Below are 14,235 nucleotides of genomic sequence, written 5' to 3'. Positions count from 1 at the left end.
TAGCCTCTCCAGAGAAGCTTCCTGAACTCCGGCGCACCATTGGACGTTCCCGCGTCGCGAGCCCGAATTGGGGAAAGCCGCGGATACCAGGATCACGCCCCACCGTCTGTCGACCGTGAGGAAACGCGTTTTGGGCGGTTGGCTTTGGAAAGAGCCAGAAGGGTATCGCGCCAATATGGCCCTAACGGCGAAATGTCTCCCCGTGCGAATGTCGGCGCTTGTTGCCGAGCTCTTACTGGAACGAGCGCGGGACCACAGCGTTCAGTCTCCACTCAGTCAAAGAGTCAAGGAGACATCCGTGGAGAACGAGCACAACCCCGCAGTTGAGAGCCTTCGCCGGGAACAAAAGACGCAACGTAGGGAAGAGCGAGAACTGACACCCGATCAGAAGCTGGACAAGGCGCTCAAGGATACTTTTCCGGCGAGTGACCCTGTTGCCGAGCAGGTTCCGATCACGCCGGGTGCGGCGGAGGAAACGAAATGATCCGGGCTGCATTTTCCAGTCTGGCTGGAGCCTGGATTGCTCGGAACGTCGAGCGAGGCGAAATCCCCGAGAGATTTGCTGTTCCCTTGACGCTGCTGGCGACCAGGTTGCCCACGCCGGTCATGCTTGCCGGGGCGGTGGGCTATGGCTTGTATCGGCTTAATCTGGAAGCCCGGGCTTTGCGCGCAAGGGATATCTCACCGAAGCCTGGCACAGAGAGTGCGGCGCGCGGCGCGACGTCTCGGTCCCGCTGAAATGGCAGAACGTCACGCAAGCCTATCGGAAAACAGGCTGCGGATGTTTAAGCCGCAGATGTCGATGCTTGCATTCGAGGCGCAGCAGGTCGTGTGGCTGCGCGGGATTGAACTCGCAGGGGGTGGTCCAGCCGCGAAACGAGAGGCTGCTCGGATGGTCAACGAAAAAACCGCGGCAAGCCGGCAGGCCGTGTTGAAAGGCCGCATCAGGTACGGCACCGAAGGCATTGTTCGTGGGTATCAGCGCAAGGTCCGGGCAAATGCTCGTCGCCTGTCTCGATAGGCGACTGTGATGAAGTGGATCGCGGTTGCTGGCACATTCGCGGCGGTGTGCTCGACGATCAGTTTCGTGCCTCAGGCCTGGCGGATCGTCAGAACACGCGATACGCAGGCGATCTCTCCGGTGACCTACAGTTTCACCGTCACGGGCTTCGCTCTCTGGACCGTATATGGACTTGGTCTGGGTGAGTGGCCTCTCATTGTCACGAATAGCATCTGTTTTGTTCTTTCCGCTTTCATCTTGGTGATGACGCTTCTACCACGGGGAAAGAAGGATGCCGTGGCGGATCGAATCGATCCATCCTCCTAAGGTCAGGCATGCTACGCTATCTCCGCCGTCGGCTCCCTCGGACATCACCCACTCGATACCGACCGGACCCTGCTCGCGGGCGACATGCCAGCCAAGGAACTCGTTGATAGGGTGCGGGATGATGAACGCTCATTCCCGGTCGTGAATAATGGACCTTGGTGGCGCGAATTCCATCGAAGGCTCAGGCGGGTCCATGTACCTGCGGTCGAGAGGCTTCCGTGGTTTCGTGGAGATTGCCAGGTGCTTCTTCAAATAGAATCTCGAGTTCCAGCGTCGTGAAAAAACCCATCGAGCGCCCGGGCCAGTTCGACGGGGGCCTCCTCCGCCATATGATGCCCGCTGGGAACGGAGGCTCCGCGAACGTCATTGGCCCATCTGCGCCATACCGCGACCACATCGCCATAGAGATGCACCAAGTCATCTCTCTCCGACCAGAGCGCCAGGACCGGGCAATCGAGCTTGCGGGCGTTGGCACGGTCGTCGCGATCATGGTCTGCGTCGATAGTCAAACCTGCCCGATAATCCTCGATCATCGTGTGGACCGTGATCGGATCAGAAATGGCTTCGAGGAAGTCTGCAAAATTTTCCTTGCCCATTTCTGCCGGCGAGCCGCCATACCAGGCTAGGGGATCGGTCCCGATCGCGCGTTCCGGTTTCTCCGGCTGGGCATAAAAAAACCAGTGCCACCAGCGCTGGGCGAACTCCAAACGGCAGCGCTCCAGGGCCTCCAGGATCGGAACACTGTCCAAAACCGCCAGTCTACGAACCCGTGTGGGATGGTCCATCGCCATCCGAAACGCGACATACGAACCTCTGTCGTGTCCCGCGACACCGAAGGAGTCGTGCCCAAGCTGGTTCATCAGCTCGACCAGAGCTTGTGCCTTCGCCCTCTTGGATGAGTTTACATGGTCGGACCGGTCGGCAGGCTTATATGAGCCGCCGAACCCGGGGAGGTCTGGGCAGATCACCGTATGGCGTTCCCGCAGGAGCGTGGCGACTCTGTGCCAAGTCGTATGCGTGCGGGGATGACCGTGGAGAAGCAGAAGCGGTGGGCCGCTTCCGCCAACGCGAAACCGGATCGCTCCTCTCGTCAGCTCGATTGCCGCGAGCTTGAATCCTTCGAACATTCGCTGACCCTCCGCGTGAGGTAACAACGATTATTCCAGAGCGTTGTTCGGTCGCAGTTCCTTCGGGAGCAGAACCCGTTCTTCCACCGTTCGAATGGTAGTCCGCGGCGTTGGAAGCCTCCTCGAGGACCATTCCCTTCAGAAAAACCCATTGTCCTTACATTCGTCGCGAAGGCGACTACGTTAGGCGTCCAGGCCCAGCCATCCACGACGTCGCCGATCCCGGCGCCGAAGGCGAAGGCCGGCAGATGCGCTCCCTCATCACGGCAAGGCAAACCAGATCGCTTCGCTGGAAGGTCGCAACGCCGAAAGCGGATCTTCGAGCGCGGCGGATCTCCCAGAACACCGACGAAATACAGCAGCCTCAGTTCGCGGGTTGCCGGTGTGCCACCCGCTACCGCCACTGTACCAGGACCTCGCTGGTGGAAGCGGCCTCGATTTGCTGGCTGAAGCGGGAAAGGTACAGTTCCATCAGTGCGTCGTGCGTTGCGTCAGATGAGCTGCACAAGGCGTCGATGACCAGTACGACCCGCAGGCCTCGATCGACGGCTCCAAGCACGGTCGCGAGAACACAGACATCGGTCTCGCCGCCGGTGACGATGACCGTATCGATTTCACGCTCCGCCATGAAGTGGTCGAGGCGGCCTTCGCTCCAGGGTGAGTAAACCCTCTTGTCCAGCACATGGGCGGGCGGAACGAACCGCTCAAGAGAGGGCAGGAGGCGGACGGCTTCGACGCCGGCCCTTTCCAAGGTGACCTGCGGCCATCTCCGATAATAGCGCTGCCATGTGCCGCGCCCGTCACCCTCGCGCTCGGCCGGGATGAAGCGGGTGAAGAGAGTCCGTTCCGGGTGAGATCCGCATAATTCCTCGACCGCCGGCAGAACCTTCTGGAGCCAAGGGAAGGCCCAAGGGTAACCCGGCCCGAAAAGTCGCTGCATGTCGACGCAAAGGTGAATGCAGTTCAGGCCGAGCTCGCCATGCACCAGCCCATGGGCCGCCATTGCTCATCCCTTCAAGAAATCTCCGGCGATCAGGTCTTGCGGATCGAACGGGTCATTCCGCTGCGCCGACCGGCGGGCAGGGCATCTCCGGATGATTCTGCTGGGTCCGCTTCATGCTTCGCCGCCGCGAAACTCTCGGTATCGCCGCGTGCGAACGGGGGATGCGCTCCCGTCGGGTGAGGAGACCTCGGGTTTGGACCTGCCCGAGTTTCGTCTGCGGCGCCGGGCTGACCTGGCCGTTGCGCAGTTCGGGTATTTCCAGGCGCTGATGCATGCCCCTGACCCAGGGAGGATTTGCGAGCGTCCCACTGCCTCACCGCTGCAATGAGTTCTGCCAGTTCCTCTGCCTGCGGACTGCCCTCCTTGGCGTCGGACAGACTCTGAATCCGCGCGGCCGCTTCGGTATAGGCTTCCGCTGTCGTTATGCGCATGGGGTTTCCTTCCGCACCCTGCCACTTGGTAACGGCGTCTTCGACCACCCCTCTCGCCGGTTTGCGAAGGTGGGTCACCGCCGCGCCGCTCGTCAGAATCCAATCGCTGCCGGAGCGGCGGATTTCGAATGTCGCCGTCATCTCGTTCGCAAGCTCCCGGAGATTGCGGGATCGCTAAGGTCCGCATGCTCCGGAAGCGGGCGCCCTTCGGTTGCGATGCACCAAAGGGGCATCAGGCTGCCTTTTTGTTCGCCGAGGAGATGCCGATCTTAGACAGAAGCTGATCGGTCTTGGTTTCCTCGCTCAGCGTCTGGTCGAGGAGGGTTACGGCCTGCTTCAGGCCCAACTCATTAGCCCAGGTCTTGAGAGTGCCGTAGCGGGCGATTTCGTAGTGCTCGACGGCCTGAGCGGCGGCGACCAGACCCGCATCGATCGCGGGACTGCCCTCAAACTCTTCGATGATGCTCTTTCCCTCGTCGATGATGCCGAGGATAGCGTCGCAAGTCTTGCCGCGAGGCGCCTTCCCGAGAAGCTCGAACACCTCGGCGAGCCGCTCGACATGGGTTTCGGTTTCGTCTCGATGGGTCTCGAACGCCTTTTTGACCTCCGGCGAAGTGGCTGCGCGCGCCATCTTCGGCAAAGCCTTCAGGATCTGCTTCTCGGCATAATAGATGTCCTTGAGCGTATCGAGAAAGAGGTCGTCGAGCTTCTTGGGTTCAGCGGCCATTGGAGCCTCCTGGCTGGACGTGAAAACCCCTTAACCGCACTGGCCGACTTGGGTTCCAGTCTTCAGCGGGGCGATATTTGCGACCGAAAGATGGAGGCCGGCGTGCTGGCCAGAGGAGCTCTCGCCCTATGAGCGAACGAACATCCCAGGTCACTGTTAGTCCCAGGCGATTGCGATGCGCGAATGGCGATTTGGGGCGCCGGATCCAGATCGCCGCCGCACGGAACCGTGACTCGTCGACAACGATTACTGGCTGTGGCGCTAGGAAAAGGCTCCAGCGGAACACCGTTTCGCTCCGGCCTTGCTGAGCGTGGGCACTCGCGAAGCGAAGAGCGAATGTCGCATCGGGCAAGCCTCGATTGGCTGAACTTCCTGCTGGCGGATCTGCGCGGCGGGCTGGGGCCCTACGTCAATGTCTTCCTGCTTACGGAGGTCGGCTGGGACCAAGCGAAGATCGGAGCCTTGCTCACCGCCAGCGGTCTTATCGGTATTGCCTTTCATGCGCCGATCGGCGCCTTGATCGACGCCACGCGCGCCAAGCGCGGTCTCATGATTGGTGGGGCCTGGCTCCTTGCGCTTCTGGGAACCGCCATTGCGACCTATCCGACGATAGCGGTCGTGTTCGTCGCGGATGTCAGTATGGCGCTTCTGGGGGCCGTCTTTGCGCCCACGATCGCGGCGATCACGCTCGGGCTTTACGGCGCCCGCGACGCTGCTGCGCAGCTCGGGCGCAACGCCGCGTTCGACCGGCTCGGCAACCTGTTCATTGCCACTTTGGCCGCGGTGGTCGGCACGCATTTCGGGCAACGTGGTGTCTTCTACATGCTTCCGCTGTTCGCCGGCCTCTCGATGATCGCCGTTCTTTCAATCCCGGCCGGCGCCCTCGATCATCAGCGCGCTCGCGGCCTCGATGAAGTCATCCCGGAAAATAGCCGGCCGTATCCATGGCGGCAATTGTTCGCCGAACGCCCCTTTACCGTGCTGGCGATCGGTACGGCGCTGTTCCATTTCGCCAATGCGCCGATGCTCGCTCTCGCTAGCCAGAAGCTGGCGCTCGAAGCAAAGGGCTTCGAGTCCGCCGTGACGTCGGCCGCCATCATCGTCGCCCAGCTCGCGACTATCCCGATGGCCTTCCTCGTGATGCGCGCCAACCGGATCGGCGGCAAGCCGTTGCTTATCCTAGCGTTCGCGGCCCTGCCGCTGCGTGGCATCCTGTTCGCCGTGGTCGACGACCCCTATTGGATGATCGCCTTTCAGCTCCTCGACGGAATCGGAGCCGGGCTGTTCGATGTGCTCTTGCCGCTCGTTCTGTACGGCGCCGTCCTGGGCAGCGGTCGCTACAACATGGCGCGCGGAATGCTCGGTACCATTCAAGGGATTGGAGGAGCGTCGAGCTATGCATTCGCAGGCAGCCTGGTCGTTTGGGGTGGTTACAGCATCGCCTTTGCCGTGCTCGCCGGGGTGGGCGTGATCGCTCTCCTCCTCATCCTGATGGCCATGCCGGAGACTGTCTCGAGTATACGTGCGGAATCCCACGTCGAAGAGTTCTGATCCCGAACTTTCGGCTCGGACCGGCGTTGAAAACTCGCCCGCGTTCGCGGGTCGGATGGGCCGGAGAGCAAGGGGATGCGGATCGCGCAAATTGCGCCGCTGGCGGAGTCAGTTCCTCCGCGATTGTATGGCGGCACGGAACGGGTAGCGTCGTGGCTTACCGAGGAACTCGTGCGGCAAGGACATCGGGTCACCTTGTTCGCCTCCGGCGATTCCCAGACCTCGGCCGAACTGGTCGCCTGCGCACCGCAGGGCTTGCGGCTGGCAGGCATCCGAGATCACACGGCCAGCCACCTCGCCATGCTCGCGAAGGTCCGGGAACGGCAGGAGTCATTCGATGTCATTCATTTTCATCTCGATCTGCTCCAGCACGCGATGTTCTCGGACCTGACCCATAAATGCGTAACGACGCTGCATGGTCGCCTGGACTTGCCCGATTTCCTGCCGGTCTATCAGGCCTTCCCGCGGATGCCGCTGATCTCGATTTCGGACGGACAGCGAACACCCATGCCATCCACCGCGAACTGGCTGGCGACGGTCCACCACGGCCTGGGGCCGGGCCTGTGTCCGTTCGAGGCGCGGGGAGGGGACTACCTTGCCTTTCTCGGACGGATCACGCCCGAGAAGCGACCTGACCGCGCGATCGAGATCGCCAAGCGTGCCGGCATGCGTCTGCGGATCGCGGCGAAGGTCGATGCGGTCGACGAGGAATATTTTAGGTCTCAAATCGAGCCGCTGCTTGATCATCCGTTGATCGAGTTCATTGGAGAAATCGACGAGGCGCAGAAGGCCGGTTTTCTCGGAGGCGCCCGGGCTCTCCTGTTTCCGATCGACTGGCCGGAGCCGTTCGGCCTCGTCATGATCGAAGCGATGTCGGCGGGAACTCCCGTGATTGCCTGGCGCAACGGCTCCGTGCCGGAGATCGTTAGAGACGGAGTGTCCGGGATCATCGTCGACTCGATTGCGGAGGCCGTTTCAGCCTGCGAGCGCAGCACCGCCATGGATCGTTCAAAGGTGAGGGCCCATTTCGAGCAGCATTTCACCGCCGAGCGGATGGCCCGCGATTATCTCGAGGCGTTCGGCCGTCTTCTGTCCTCGCCACAAGGTTACACCAAGGCCGCAGAATAGACGCAGAGCCATGAGCCAATCGGGTGAACGAACCGCCGGGCCTCCGACGAGGAGTAACTTGGAATGCATGAGCAGATCGCTGCCTCAAGACAGCCGGAAATTGCCGGACGATCTGAGCCTTCGTCCGATCATGCCCTTGATGCGCATCCCTCGCTCGTCGAGCGTCCGCTGCGGACCTTGAAATCCGGCGACACTTTTGCCGTCCTCGATAGCCACGGCGACATCGGGATCACGCCGGACACCTCCGAGGGCTTGTTCTGCAACGACACCCGGCATCTCTCTCGGCTGGAACTGTTCTTCGAGGACAAGCGCCCCTTGCTCCTCGGCTCGGTAATCCAGGACGACAACACCGCCTTGACGGTGGATCTCGCCAATCCTGAGATTATCCGGAGTGACGGATCAACCGCCATTCCCCGGGACGCCATCGCGATCGAGCGGACGAAGTTCCTTTGGAACGCGGTCTGTTACGAACGGGTCGGGTTGCGCAACTTTGACCGGGTCCCGCATGAGTTCACGCTGTCCTTGTCCTTCGGCGCGGATTTTCGGGATCTTTTTGAAGTTCGCGGTATGAAGCGCGCCCGGCGCGGCGAGACGGAGACGCAGATCGCGTCGGAGGGGGTCCGCTTCGCGTATCGCGGCCTCGACGACAGGGTTAGAAGAACGGTCCTGCGCTTCAAGCCCAACCCATACGAATTGAGGAATGGCCTGGCCTCGTTCCGTTTCCGCCTCGAACCAGGCGAGCGGACCTCGCTTCTCCTGACTGTCGCTTGCGATTTGGTTGAGGCTTCAAGGGGCGATATCCTGCCCATCGGTACCGCGCCCGGCGCGCCGCCGCTGGAGTTCGCCAAGGCCTACCAGAATGCCCGCCGGGGCCTTCGTGCGCTGACGGCTAACGTATCCAAGATCAAGTCGTCGAACGCCCTCTTCACCGACCTGATGAGCCGGTCGACCTCGGATCTCTATACACTCGTGACCCGCGGAGACGACGGGCTCTACCCCTATGCCGGGATTCCCTGGTTCTCCACCATGTTCGGACGGGACGGGATCATTACGGCGATGATGCTCTTGTGGGCCGATCCGGCGGTGGCACGTGGGGTCTTGCTGCATCTGGCGCGGGCGCAGGCCGTAAGCAGCGACCCGGTTGCGGATGCGCAGCCCGGCAAGATCCTTCATGAACGGCGAAGCGGCGAGATGGCCAATCTGGGGGAAGTGCCGTTCGGATTCTACTACGGCTCCGTCGACGCCACGCCACTCTTCGTCATGCTCGCGGGCCAGTATTTCGACCGTACCGGCGATCTCGCGACGATCCAGCGGCTCTGGAAGAACATCGAGGCTGCGCTCCTATGGTGCGACACATACGGAGATCGCGACGGAGACGGTTTCATTGAATACTTTCGCGAGACCGAAAACGGACTCGCCAACCAGGGCTGGAAGGACAGCCATGATTCGATTTCCCATGCGGATGGATCGTTGGCGCGGGGCCCGATCGCGCTCGTCGAGGTTCAGGCCTATGCCTATGCCGCCAAACGGGCGGGGGCCGTCATGGCCCGCGCCCAAGGCTTCGACTTGCGCGCCGACGAGCTGACGCAGCAGGCACTGGTGTTACGTGAGCGCTTCGACCGGGCCTTTTGGTGCGAGGAGATCGGCTCCTATGCGCTGGCGCTCGATGGCGACAAGCGTCCCTGCCGAGTTCGTTCTTCGAATGCGGGACACGCTCTGTTCGGAGGCATCGCGTACCCGGAGCGCGCCGAGCGGATTGCTCGAACTCTCATGAACGAAGGCAGCTTCAGCGGCTGGGGCATCCGGACACTGAATACTGGGGAAGTGCGCTACAATCCGATGTCCTATCACAATGGCTCGGTCTGGCCGCACGACAATGCCTTGATCGCCATCGGCTTGGGTGCCTACGGCTTCAAATTGGAGGCCTCGCGCCTATTCGAAGCCATCTTCAACGTCGCGACCCATCAGGAACAGCAGCGCTTGCCGGAGCTGTTCTGCGGCTTTTTGCGAAAATCGCGCCGCGGGCCGACGGCCTATCCCGTGGCCTGCTCGCCTCAAGCCTGGGCCGCGGCAGCTCCCTTCGCGATGCTGTCCGCCTGCCTCGGCTTAGAGCTTCCTGCGGCGGCAAACGAGGTCAAGCTCGTCGACCCTGTCCTACCGTCTTTCCTCGACGATGTGATTATTCACGAGCTGACCCTAGGCGATTCCCAGTTCGACCTTCGCGTACACCGCCACCAAAGCGATATCACGCTCAACGTCCTGAAGCGCTGGGACGAAAGCAACGCGCGGGTCACGATGATCAAAACGAGATAGCCGCAGCCAGTTCCGGACATCACGCCAGATAGATTTCAAAGCGCCCGATCTCCTCAGAGGAAATCGGGCGCTTCGGCAGGCTCACTCGATCACTTGGATGATCTTGCGCGAGGTCGGCTCCACCAGGACCGTCTTGTCGTTGACGATGGCATAGCGGTACTGGACGCCGACATCTGCCGGGAGCGTATGCAACGTCACCGATGACGGCAGAGCCGCGCCGACGGCGACAGTTTCAGTCACTTTCACCGAAGCCGGCTTTTCCTTCATCACGTAGGTCTTCACTTTGCTCTGCTGGTCCGTCGTGATGGTGGTGGTGGTCGACGTCTGCGCAATTGCCGTTGAGCAGACGAGGCATGCAGCGAGCGATGTTGCGATAAGAGTGCGCATTGAGGTTCTCCCCTTTGGTCCCCCCGCTGGTCCGCTAACCTCGCTGCGTCTCACTTGTTCCGGCTCCCTGTGACGGGCTTGGCCAGGTCGGGAATTCACCCGTACGGATTGCCGCGCTGCGCGTTGGGAAGGTCGCGGTTGAATCGGCGAACCTGATGTGCCGCGGCATGGCACCCTCCGAGGAACCGCCAGCTTGGCAATATCGTTGATCAGCTTGCCAGGGCATATTCCGTCCAACTGCGGAGCCAACCTTCGCCTGGCGGGAGCTGCCGCCGGGAACGCAGAACTTGGTTGCCGACTCCTCCTCTCGATCCGAGCCCGGGTCCGCTCGCGATCCGGTCGTCGAACCTAGTAAGCCGCGGCTGCTCACGTTGCTGGGTCCTGGGCTGATCACGGGCGCGTCCGACGACGATCCCAGCGGTATCGCCACCTATTCGCAGGCAGGGGCTCAGTTCGGCCATGGCGCAAGCTGGTCGCTCGTCCTGACATACCCCTTGATGGTGGCGATCCAGATCATCAGCGCCCGGGTCGGCCGGACGACGGGACGCGGCCTCGCCGGGAATATTGCGCGTTGCTACCCGAGATGGGTGGCCTATGCCGTGACCATCCCTCTGCTGGTGGCCAACATCATCAATATTGGGGCCGACCTCGGCGCGATGGGCGACGCCCTGAAGATGTTGGCCGGAGGTCCCGCCCACATCTACGTCGCATTCTTCGGTGCAATCTGCATCGGCTTGCAGGTTCTGATGGAATACAAGCGCTACGTCGCGGTGCTGAAATGGCTGTCGCTGGTTCTCTTGGCCTATGTCGCAGCGCTGTTCGTCGTGAAGGTCGACTGGCTGACCGTTGCGACGAGCATTGTGCTGCCCAGGCTTTCGTTCGACGCGGACTATCTGTCGATCGTCGTCGCCATTTTCGGGACCACCATCAGCCCGTATCTGTTTTTCTGGCAAGCTTCGCAGGAGGCGGAGGACCTCAAGGAGAAGCCTCGGGAAGAGCCTCTCGTCGAACATCCCGAACAGGCAAAGCCCGCGCGCAAACGGATTCAGCTCGACACGGCGGTCGGCATGGCGATCTCCAACCTAATTGCGCTGGCGATCGTGACGACAACGGCCTCGACCTTGAACCCGGCTGGACTGACGGACATTCAGAGTTCGGTCGATGCGGCCAAAGCCCTGGAGCCGATCGCCGGCTCCTTCGCGAAGGCGATCTTCGCGATCGGCATTCTCGGAACGGGCATCCTGGCGGTGCCGGTTCTGGCGGGTTCGGCAGCCTATGCGATCGGAGAAGCCGCCAAATGGCCCGTCGGCCTCTCCCGGGAGCCGCGAGAGGCGAAGGCTTTCTATCTGGCTGTCTCGGTCGCCACGGCCATCGGCGTCGCTTTGAACTTCACGTCAGTCGACCCGATCAAGGCGCTGGTCTGGAGCGCCATGATCAACGGCGTGGTCGCCGTGCCAATCATGGTGATCCTGATGCTTCTGGCGGCCGATCCGAAGATCATGAAGCAGTTCGTGATCGGGCGGGCTTTGAAAGTGCTCGGGTGGATCGCCACAGCGGCGATGGCCGTGGCGGTCATCGGGATGGCGATCACTGCGATCTGAGCGGCGAGACCAACTTCGTGCACCGCCAATCGCTACCCGCTCACAGGCGAGCGCTGGCTCTCAAATGTAACCACGCCGCCAGGCCCATATATTCCAAAGCCTGACGAGCAGGACAGCGACCGCAATTGCATTCGAAGGGGCCATCCGGGCATCGCCGACGATCTTCGAGAGAGCGACATGGTATCGGTCGCCAGGCCAAGCGTGAGAAGCCGTCTGGCACGGAGACGCCGCGGAAGGTCTTATATACGCCGAGGCGTATCTGACATTTATTTGCTTTGCCGTATACGGCGTACCTAAGGGGCGCGCCGTGGACCAGAGAGCCTGAACGCCTAAGCAAATCGGAGACGCCATCCGCCGGCAGCGCCGCAAGATCGGCTTGAACCAAACGAGCGTCGGGGACCGAACGAAGCTGCGTCAAGCGCCCATCTCGGCTGTAGAGAGTGGCGCGCCCGGGAGGCAGTTCGGAACGCGTTGCGACATTCTTCCCGCGCTTGATCTCGAGTTCATGATCCGTGCCAGGACGAGGGCAAAGCTGGCAGAGATCGAGGACATCTTTTGATCGCCCACTCGGCCGAATATCCCGCTCAATGTCTTCCTGAACGGCCGTCTCGTCGGCGGCTGAACAGGCAATCCAGCGGCGCGATCGATGGCCGTAAAGGCGCGACCTGTTTTAGGGCCGCTGCGGATTTCGTGGGGCCTGCAAATCCGTCGGACTTTTGGGGGCGTCTCGCTGATCGATTTGGCCGGCCTTTTCCTCGCGAAGCGTCTTGGCGTGGTAGATGTTAAAGCCGGTGAAGATCGTAACGATGATCGCGGCCATGGTCACGACAATCAGAAGCGCGCCTTTTGCAGCTTGGCGAGGCGGTGGTGGATGTTCCGGCACGGATCTTCCCCGAATTGTATCGCCGGTAAACGCGGAGCGTCGGAAGCCGTTCCTCTGCAGCAAATGAATCGTCGGCAGCGCCGGACTTTTTCCATCTGGCTCGCGCGATCTTCGATTTGGATGCAGATCCGGCTGGACCGCGCGTTTTAGCGATTGGTTTCGAATTTCTGCGTCTGAACGTTGAGAATTAATGAAAGTTCTTCTAGATTTGTTGCCAAATAAAAACTCTGTAATAAAAGGGTTGAATCGTAAGCTCTCGTCAGAGGCCGAGGAGATTGAAATTGTCAGAAAACAACGGAGCGCTCGGCGACCTGGTCGCGCATATCGTTTCGGCATTTGTCGCGCACAACAGCGTGCCAACGGCTGAGCTTCCGGCGTTGATTGCTAGCACGCACGCTGCGCTGACCGGACTTGGCCAAGCTCCCGCGCCGGTGCTCGAGGAAAAAGCCACTCCGGCAGTGTCGATCAAGAAGTCGATCACCCCCGACTTCTTGATATGCTTGGAGGACGGCAAGCGTTTCAAATCTTTAAAACGGCACCTGCGTACCGCCTTCAACATGTCGCCCGATCAGTATCGTGCGAAATGGAACCTTCCGCCCGACTATCCTATGGTTGCGCCGAACTATGCCGAGGCTCGCTCGCAGCTTGCGAAGAAAATGGGCCTCGGCAATGAGCGTCGGAAGACGGCGCCGGAGCCTGCGACTCCGAAGCGCGGTCGGGTCAAGGCGTCAGCTTGAGGCATTTCAGCCGGCGCGACGGTCGAGTTCGCGCCGGATTTGGTATGCGCGCTAAGTCCACCGGCATCAGTACCCGAAACGCTATCAGATCGAAGCGACGTCGCCGATGTCGACTGATCGCCAGGAATTTTTCGTCGCCGCTGCTTCGGCAGAAGAGGCAATGACCAGACATGGCAATAGCAGCCCGCTCATGACCAGCCGGGTCTGAACCTGCAGTCCAGGCTGTGGTATCGAGATCGACATGGATCAGTTCAGGCCGAATAGGTCATGTAGTGGCTCTAGCCCGAGGGCGCTTACCCTATTCGACAAGATGGTCGCGGCATCACCTCACCCTTGCAATAAGAGTCAAGGAACAAACCCGAACCCAATGGCTTCCTCCAATGAAGGAGAACGCCATGCAAAAGCCACGTGAGAAGCCAACATTGCTCGAAGATGAGCGGCGCTTGGTCACACCAGCGGAAAGCCCGCTCGCTTCTGATTCGATGCAAACCGGCAGGCGAACGAGCGACCGTACCAATGTGCACGACGAAGGCAGCGATGCGAACGATACCCCAGACGGCCTGAGCGAGGCCGAGGAGGCCGTGCGGAAGGCAGCAGAGGATATTCCCGTGGGCAACAGCCCCGAGGGACCGACCGAATCCGTGCCGGTTTTTGATCGCGGAAGCTTGCCACCCAAAGTCTAACAGACGAGTCACCACCGACCCGCCAGCCACCCACAGTGCCGGAGGTGTTTAGAACCGCTGACACAAGCGAAGTTCTTGCGAATGACGACGCCTGTGGCTTCAACTATCTCGGGAGTAACTCCCGAAGCGCAGCGATACCGCGTCAACCTCCTGCTTTTCCCGCAGAAGCAAGCCATGATCCGCATCGGATGAGCGAAAGCGAACCAAGTCGGCGTACATCCTGGCCGTCCTGGTGGCGCCAAATTAATCCCGGCTCCTAACCTCGCCCTTGGGATTCAGATCAACCGTCGAGATGCGGCCATTCACGAGTGCCTTGGCGGTCCATCCCCCATCCGAG

15 protein-coding genes are annotated in these 14,235 nt (G+C 61.2%); 10 read left to right on the top strand and 5 right to left on the bottom strand.

Features of this window, described 5'->3' with window-relative positions:
• The first annotated feature begins 298 nt into the window (after window positions 1-298).
• From GY40_RS27705 to GY40_RS20235, 3 genes are all read left to right on the top strand, one after another.
• Window positions 299-484: a hypothetical protein gene (locus GY40_RS27705; protein WP_133564936.1), complete on the top strand. Its 186-nt coding sequence runs from the start codon at window positions 299-301 to the stop codon at window positions 482-484.
• A gap of 297 nt (window positions 485-781) precedes the next feature.
• A complete protein-coding gene (locus tag GY40_RS20240; protein WP_038366157.1) occupies window positions 782-1,021 on the top strand; it encodes a hypothetical protein in 240 nt (79 codons plus the stop codon).
• 9 nt (window positions 1,022-1,030) lie between these two features.
• Window positions 1,031-1,327 (top strand): SemiSWEET family sugar transporter, encoded by a 297-nt coding sequence (locus GY40_RS20235; RefSeq protein ID WP_038366155.1) that lies wholly within the window; start codon window positions 1,031-1,033, stop codon window positions 1,325-1,327.
• A 248-nt stretch (window positions 1,328-1,575) separates the two neighbouring features.
• Here the strand turns inward: GY40_RS20235 and GY40_RS20230 are convergent, their stop codons facing one another.
• The 4 genes from GY40_RS20230 to GY40_RS20220 form a co-directional block, all read right to left on the bottom strand.
• Complete coding sequence (locus GY40_RS20230; RefSeq protein WP_038366152.1) at window positions 1,576-2,454, bottom strand: alpha/beta fold hydrolase; 879 nt, start codon at window positions 2,452-2,454, stop codon at window positions 1,576-1,578.
• Between the two features lie 394 nt (window positions 2,455-2,848).
• Window positions 2,849-3,457 (bottom strand): cysteine hydrolase family protein, encoded by a 609-nt coding sequence (locus GY40_RS20225; RefSeq protein ID WP_081925556.1) that lies wholly within the window; start codon window positions 3,455-3,457, stop codon window positions 2,849-2,851.
• Between the two features lie 29 nt (window positions 3,458-3,486).
• Window positions 3,487-4,029, bottom strand: coding sequence for a hypothetical protein (locus tag GY40_RS27700; protein WP_156116019.1), 543 nt, complete (start codon window positions 4,027-4,029; stop codon window positions 3,487-3,489).
• Window positions 4,030-4,120: 91 nt separating this feature from the next.
• On the bottom strand, window positions 4,121-4,615 hold the full coding sequence (locus GY40_RS20220) for a YciE/YciF ferroxidase family protein (protein WP_038366149.1): 495 nt from the start codon (window positions 4,613-4,615) through the stop codon (window positions 4,121-4,123).
• A 336-nt stretch (window positions 4,616-4,951) separates the two neighbouring features.
• Here GY40_RS20220 and GY40_RS20215 point away from each other — a divergent pair, with 336 nt between their 5' ends.
• From GY40_RS20215 to GY40_RS20205, 3 genes are all read left to right on the top strand, one after another.
• Window positions 4,952-6,166 (top strand): MFS transporter, encoded by a 1,215-nt coding sequence (locus GY40_RS20215; protein ID WP_038366146.1) that lies wholly within the window; start codon window positions 4,952-4,954, stop codon window positions 6,164-6,166.
• A gap of 75 nt (window positions 6,167-6,241) precedes the next feature.
• Window positions 6,242-7,294, top strand: a complete 1,053-nt coding sequence (locus tag GY40_RS20210) for a glycosyltransferase family 4 protein (RefSeq protein WP_038366143.1) — start codon at window positions 6,242-6,244, stop codon at window positions 7,292-7,294.
• Between the two features lie 63 nt (window positions 7,295-7,357).
• Window positions 7,358-9,607 carry an amylo-alpha-1,6-glucosidase gene (locus GY40_RS20205; protein WP_038366140.1) on the top strand — a complete coding sequence of 750 codons (2,250 nt, stop codon included), beginning with the start codon at window positions 7,358-7,360 and terminating at the stop codon, window positions 9,605-9,607.
• Window positions 9,608-9,688: 81 nt separating this feature from the next.
• On the opposite strand, the gene GY40_RS20200 is transcribed toward GY40_RS20205, so the two are convergent.
• Entirely contained in the window at window positions 9,689-9,994 is a 306-nt protein-coding gene (locus GY40_RS20200) for a DUF1236 domain-containing protein (protein ID WP_038366137.1), read from the bottom strand.
• Between the two features lie 287 nt (window positions 9,995-10,281).
• Here GY40_RS20200 and GY40_RS20195 point away from each other — a divergent pair, with 287 nt between their 5' ends.
• The 4 genes from GY40_RS20195 to GY40_RS27690 all read left to right on the top strand — a co-directional run bounded on the left by GY40_RS20195 (window position 10,282) and on the right by GY40_RS27690 (window position 13,898).
• Entirely contained in the window at window positions 10,282-11,595 is a 1,314-nt protein-coding gene (locus tag GY40_RS20195; RefSeq protein WP_038366134.1) for an NRAMP family divalent metal transporter, read from the top strand.
• A 646-nt stretch (window positions 11,596-12,241) separates the two neighbouring features.
• Window positions 12,242-12,628, top strand: coding sequence for a hypothetical protein (locus GY40_RS27695; RefSeq protein ID WP_156116018.1), 387 nt, complete (start codon window positions 12,242-12,244; stop codon window positions 12,626-12,628).
• Window positions 12,629-12,759: 131 nt separating this feature from the next.
• Complete coding sequence (locus GY40_RS20185) at window positions 12,760-13,215, top strand: Ros/MucR family transcriptional regulator (protein WP_038366129.1); 456 nt, start codon at window positions 12,760-12,762, stop codon at window positions 13,213-13,215.
• A gap of 395 nt (window positions 13,216-13,610) precedes the next feature.
• Complete coding sequence (locus GY40_RS27690) at window positions 13,611-13,898, top strand: hypothetical protein (RefSeq protein WP_156116017.1); 288 nt, start codon at window positions 13,611-13,613, stop codon at window positions 13,896-13,898.
• Window positions 13,899-14,235: the final 337 nt, after the last annotated feature.

Source organism: Allobosea sp. UNC402CLCol, from assembly GCF_000745475.1.
Classification (GTDB): domain Bacteria; phylum Pseudomonadota; class Alphaproteobacteria; order Rhizobiales; family Beijerinckiaceae; genus Allobosea; species Allobosea spartocytisi.
This window is presented reverse-complemented; position numbering and strand designations above follow the sequence as displayed.

Bases quoted from the DNA above. Each gene is read 5' to 3' on its own strand.
- GY40_RS27695 (WP_156116018.1), top strand. From the start codon at position 12,242: ATGGCCGTAAAGGCGCGACCTGTTTTAGGGCCGCTGCGGATTTCGTGG.
- GY40_RS20210 (WP_038366143.1), top strand. From the start codon at position 6,242: ATGCGGATCGCGCAAATTGCGCCGCTGGCGGAGTCAGTTCCTCCGCGA.
- GY40_RS20205 (WP_038366140.1), top strand. From the start codon at position 7,358: ATGCATGAGCAGATCGCTGCCTCAAGACAGCCGGAAATTGCCGGACGA.
- GY40_RS20220 (WP_038366149.1), bottom strand. From the start codon at position 4,615: ATGGCCGCTGAACCCAAGAAGCTCGACGACCTCTTTCTCGATACGCTC.
- GY40_RS20200 (WP_038366137.1), bottom strand. From the start codon at position 9,994: ATGCGCACTCTTATCGCAACATCGCTCGCTGCATGCCTCGTCTGCTCA.
- GY40_RS20240 (WP_038366157.1), top strand. From the start codon at position 782: ATGTTTAAGCCGCAGATGTCGATGCTTGCATTCGAGGCGCAGCAGGTC.
- GY40_RS20230 (WP_038366152.1), bottom strand. From the start codon at position 2,454: ATGTTCGAAGGATTCAAGCTCGCGGCAATCGAGCTGACGAGAGGAGCG.
- GY40_RS20225 (WP_081925556.1), bottom strand. From the start codon at position 3,457: ATGGCGGCCCATGGGCTGGTGCATGGCGAGCTCGGCCTGAACTGCATT.
- GY40_RS20235 (WP_038366155.1), top strand. From the start codon at position 1,031: ATGAAGTGGATCGCGGTTGCTGGCACATTCGCGGCGGTGTGCTCGACG.
- GY40_RS20215 (WP_038366146.1), top strand. From the start codon at position 4,952: ATGTCGCATCGGGCAAGCCTCGATTGGCTGAACTTCCTGCTGGCGGAT.
- GY40_RS27690 (WP_156116017.1), top strand. From the start codon at position 13,611: ATGCAAAAGCCACGTGAGAAGCCAACATTGCTCGAAGATGAGCGGCGC.
- GY40_RS27700 (WP_156116019.1), bottom strand. From the start codon at position 4,029: ATGACGGCGACATTCGAAATCCGCCGCTCCGGCAGCGATTGGATTCTG.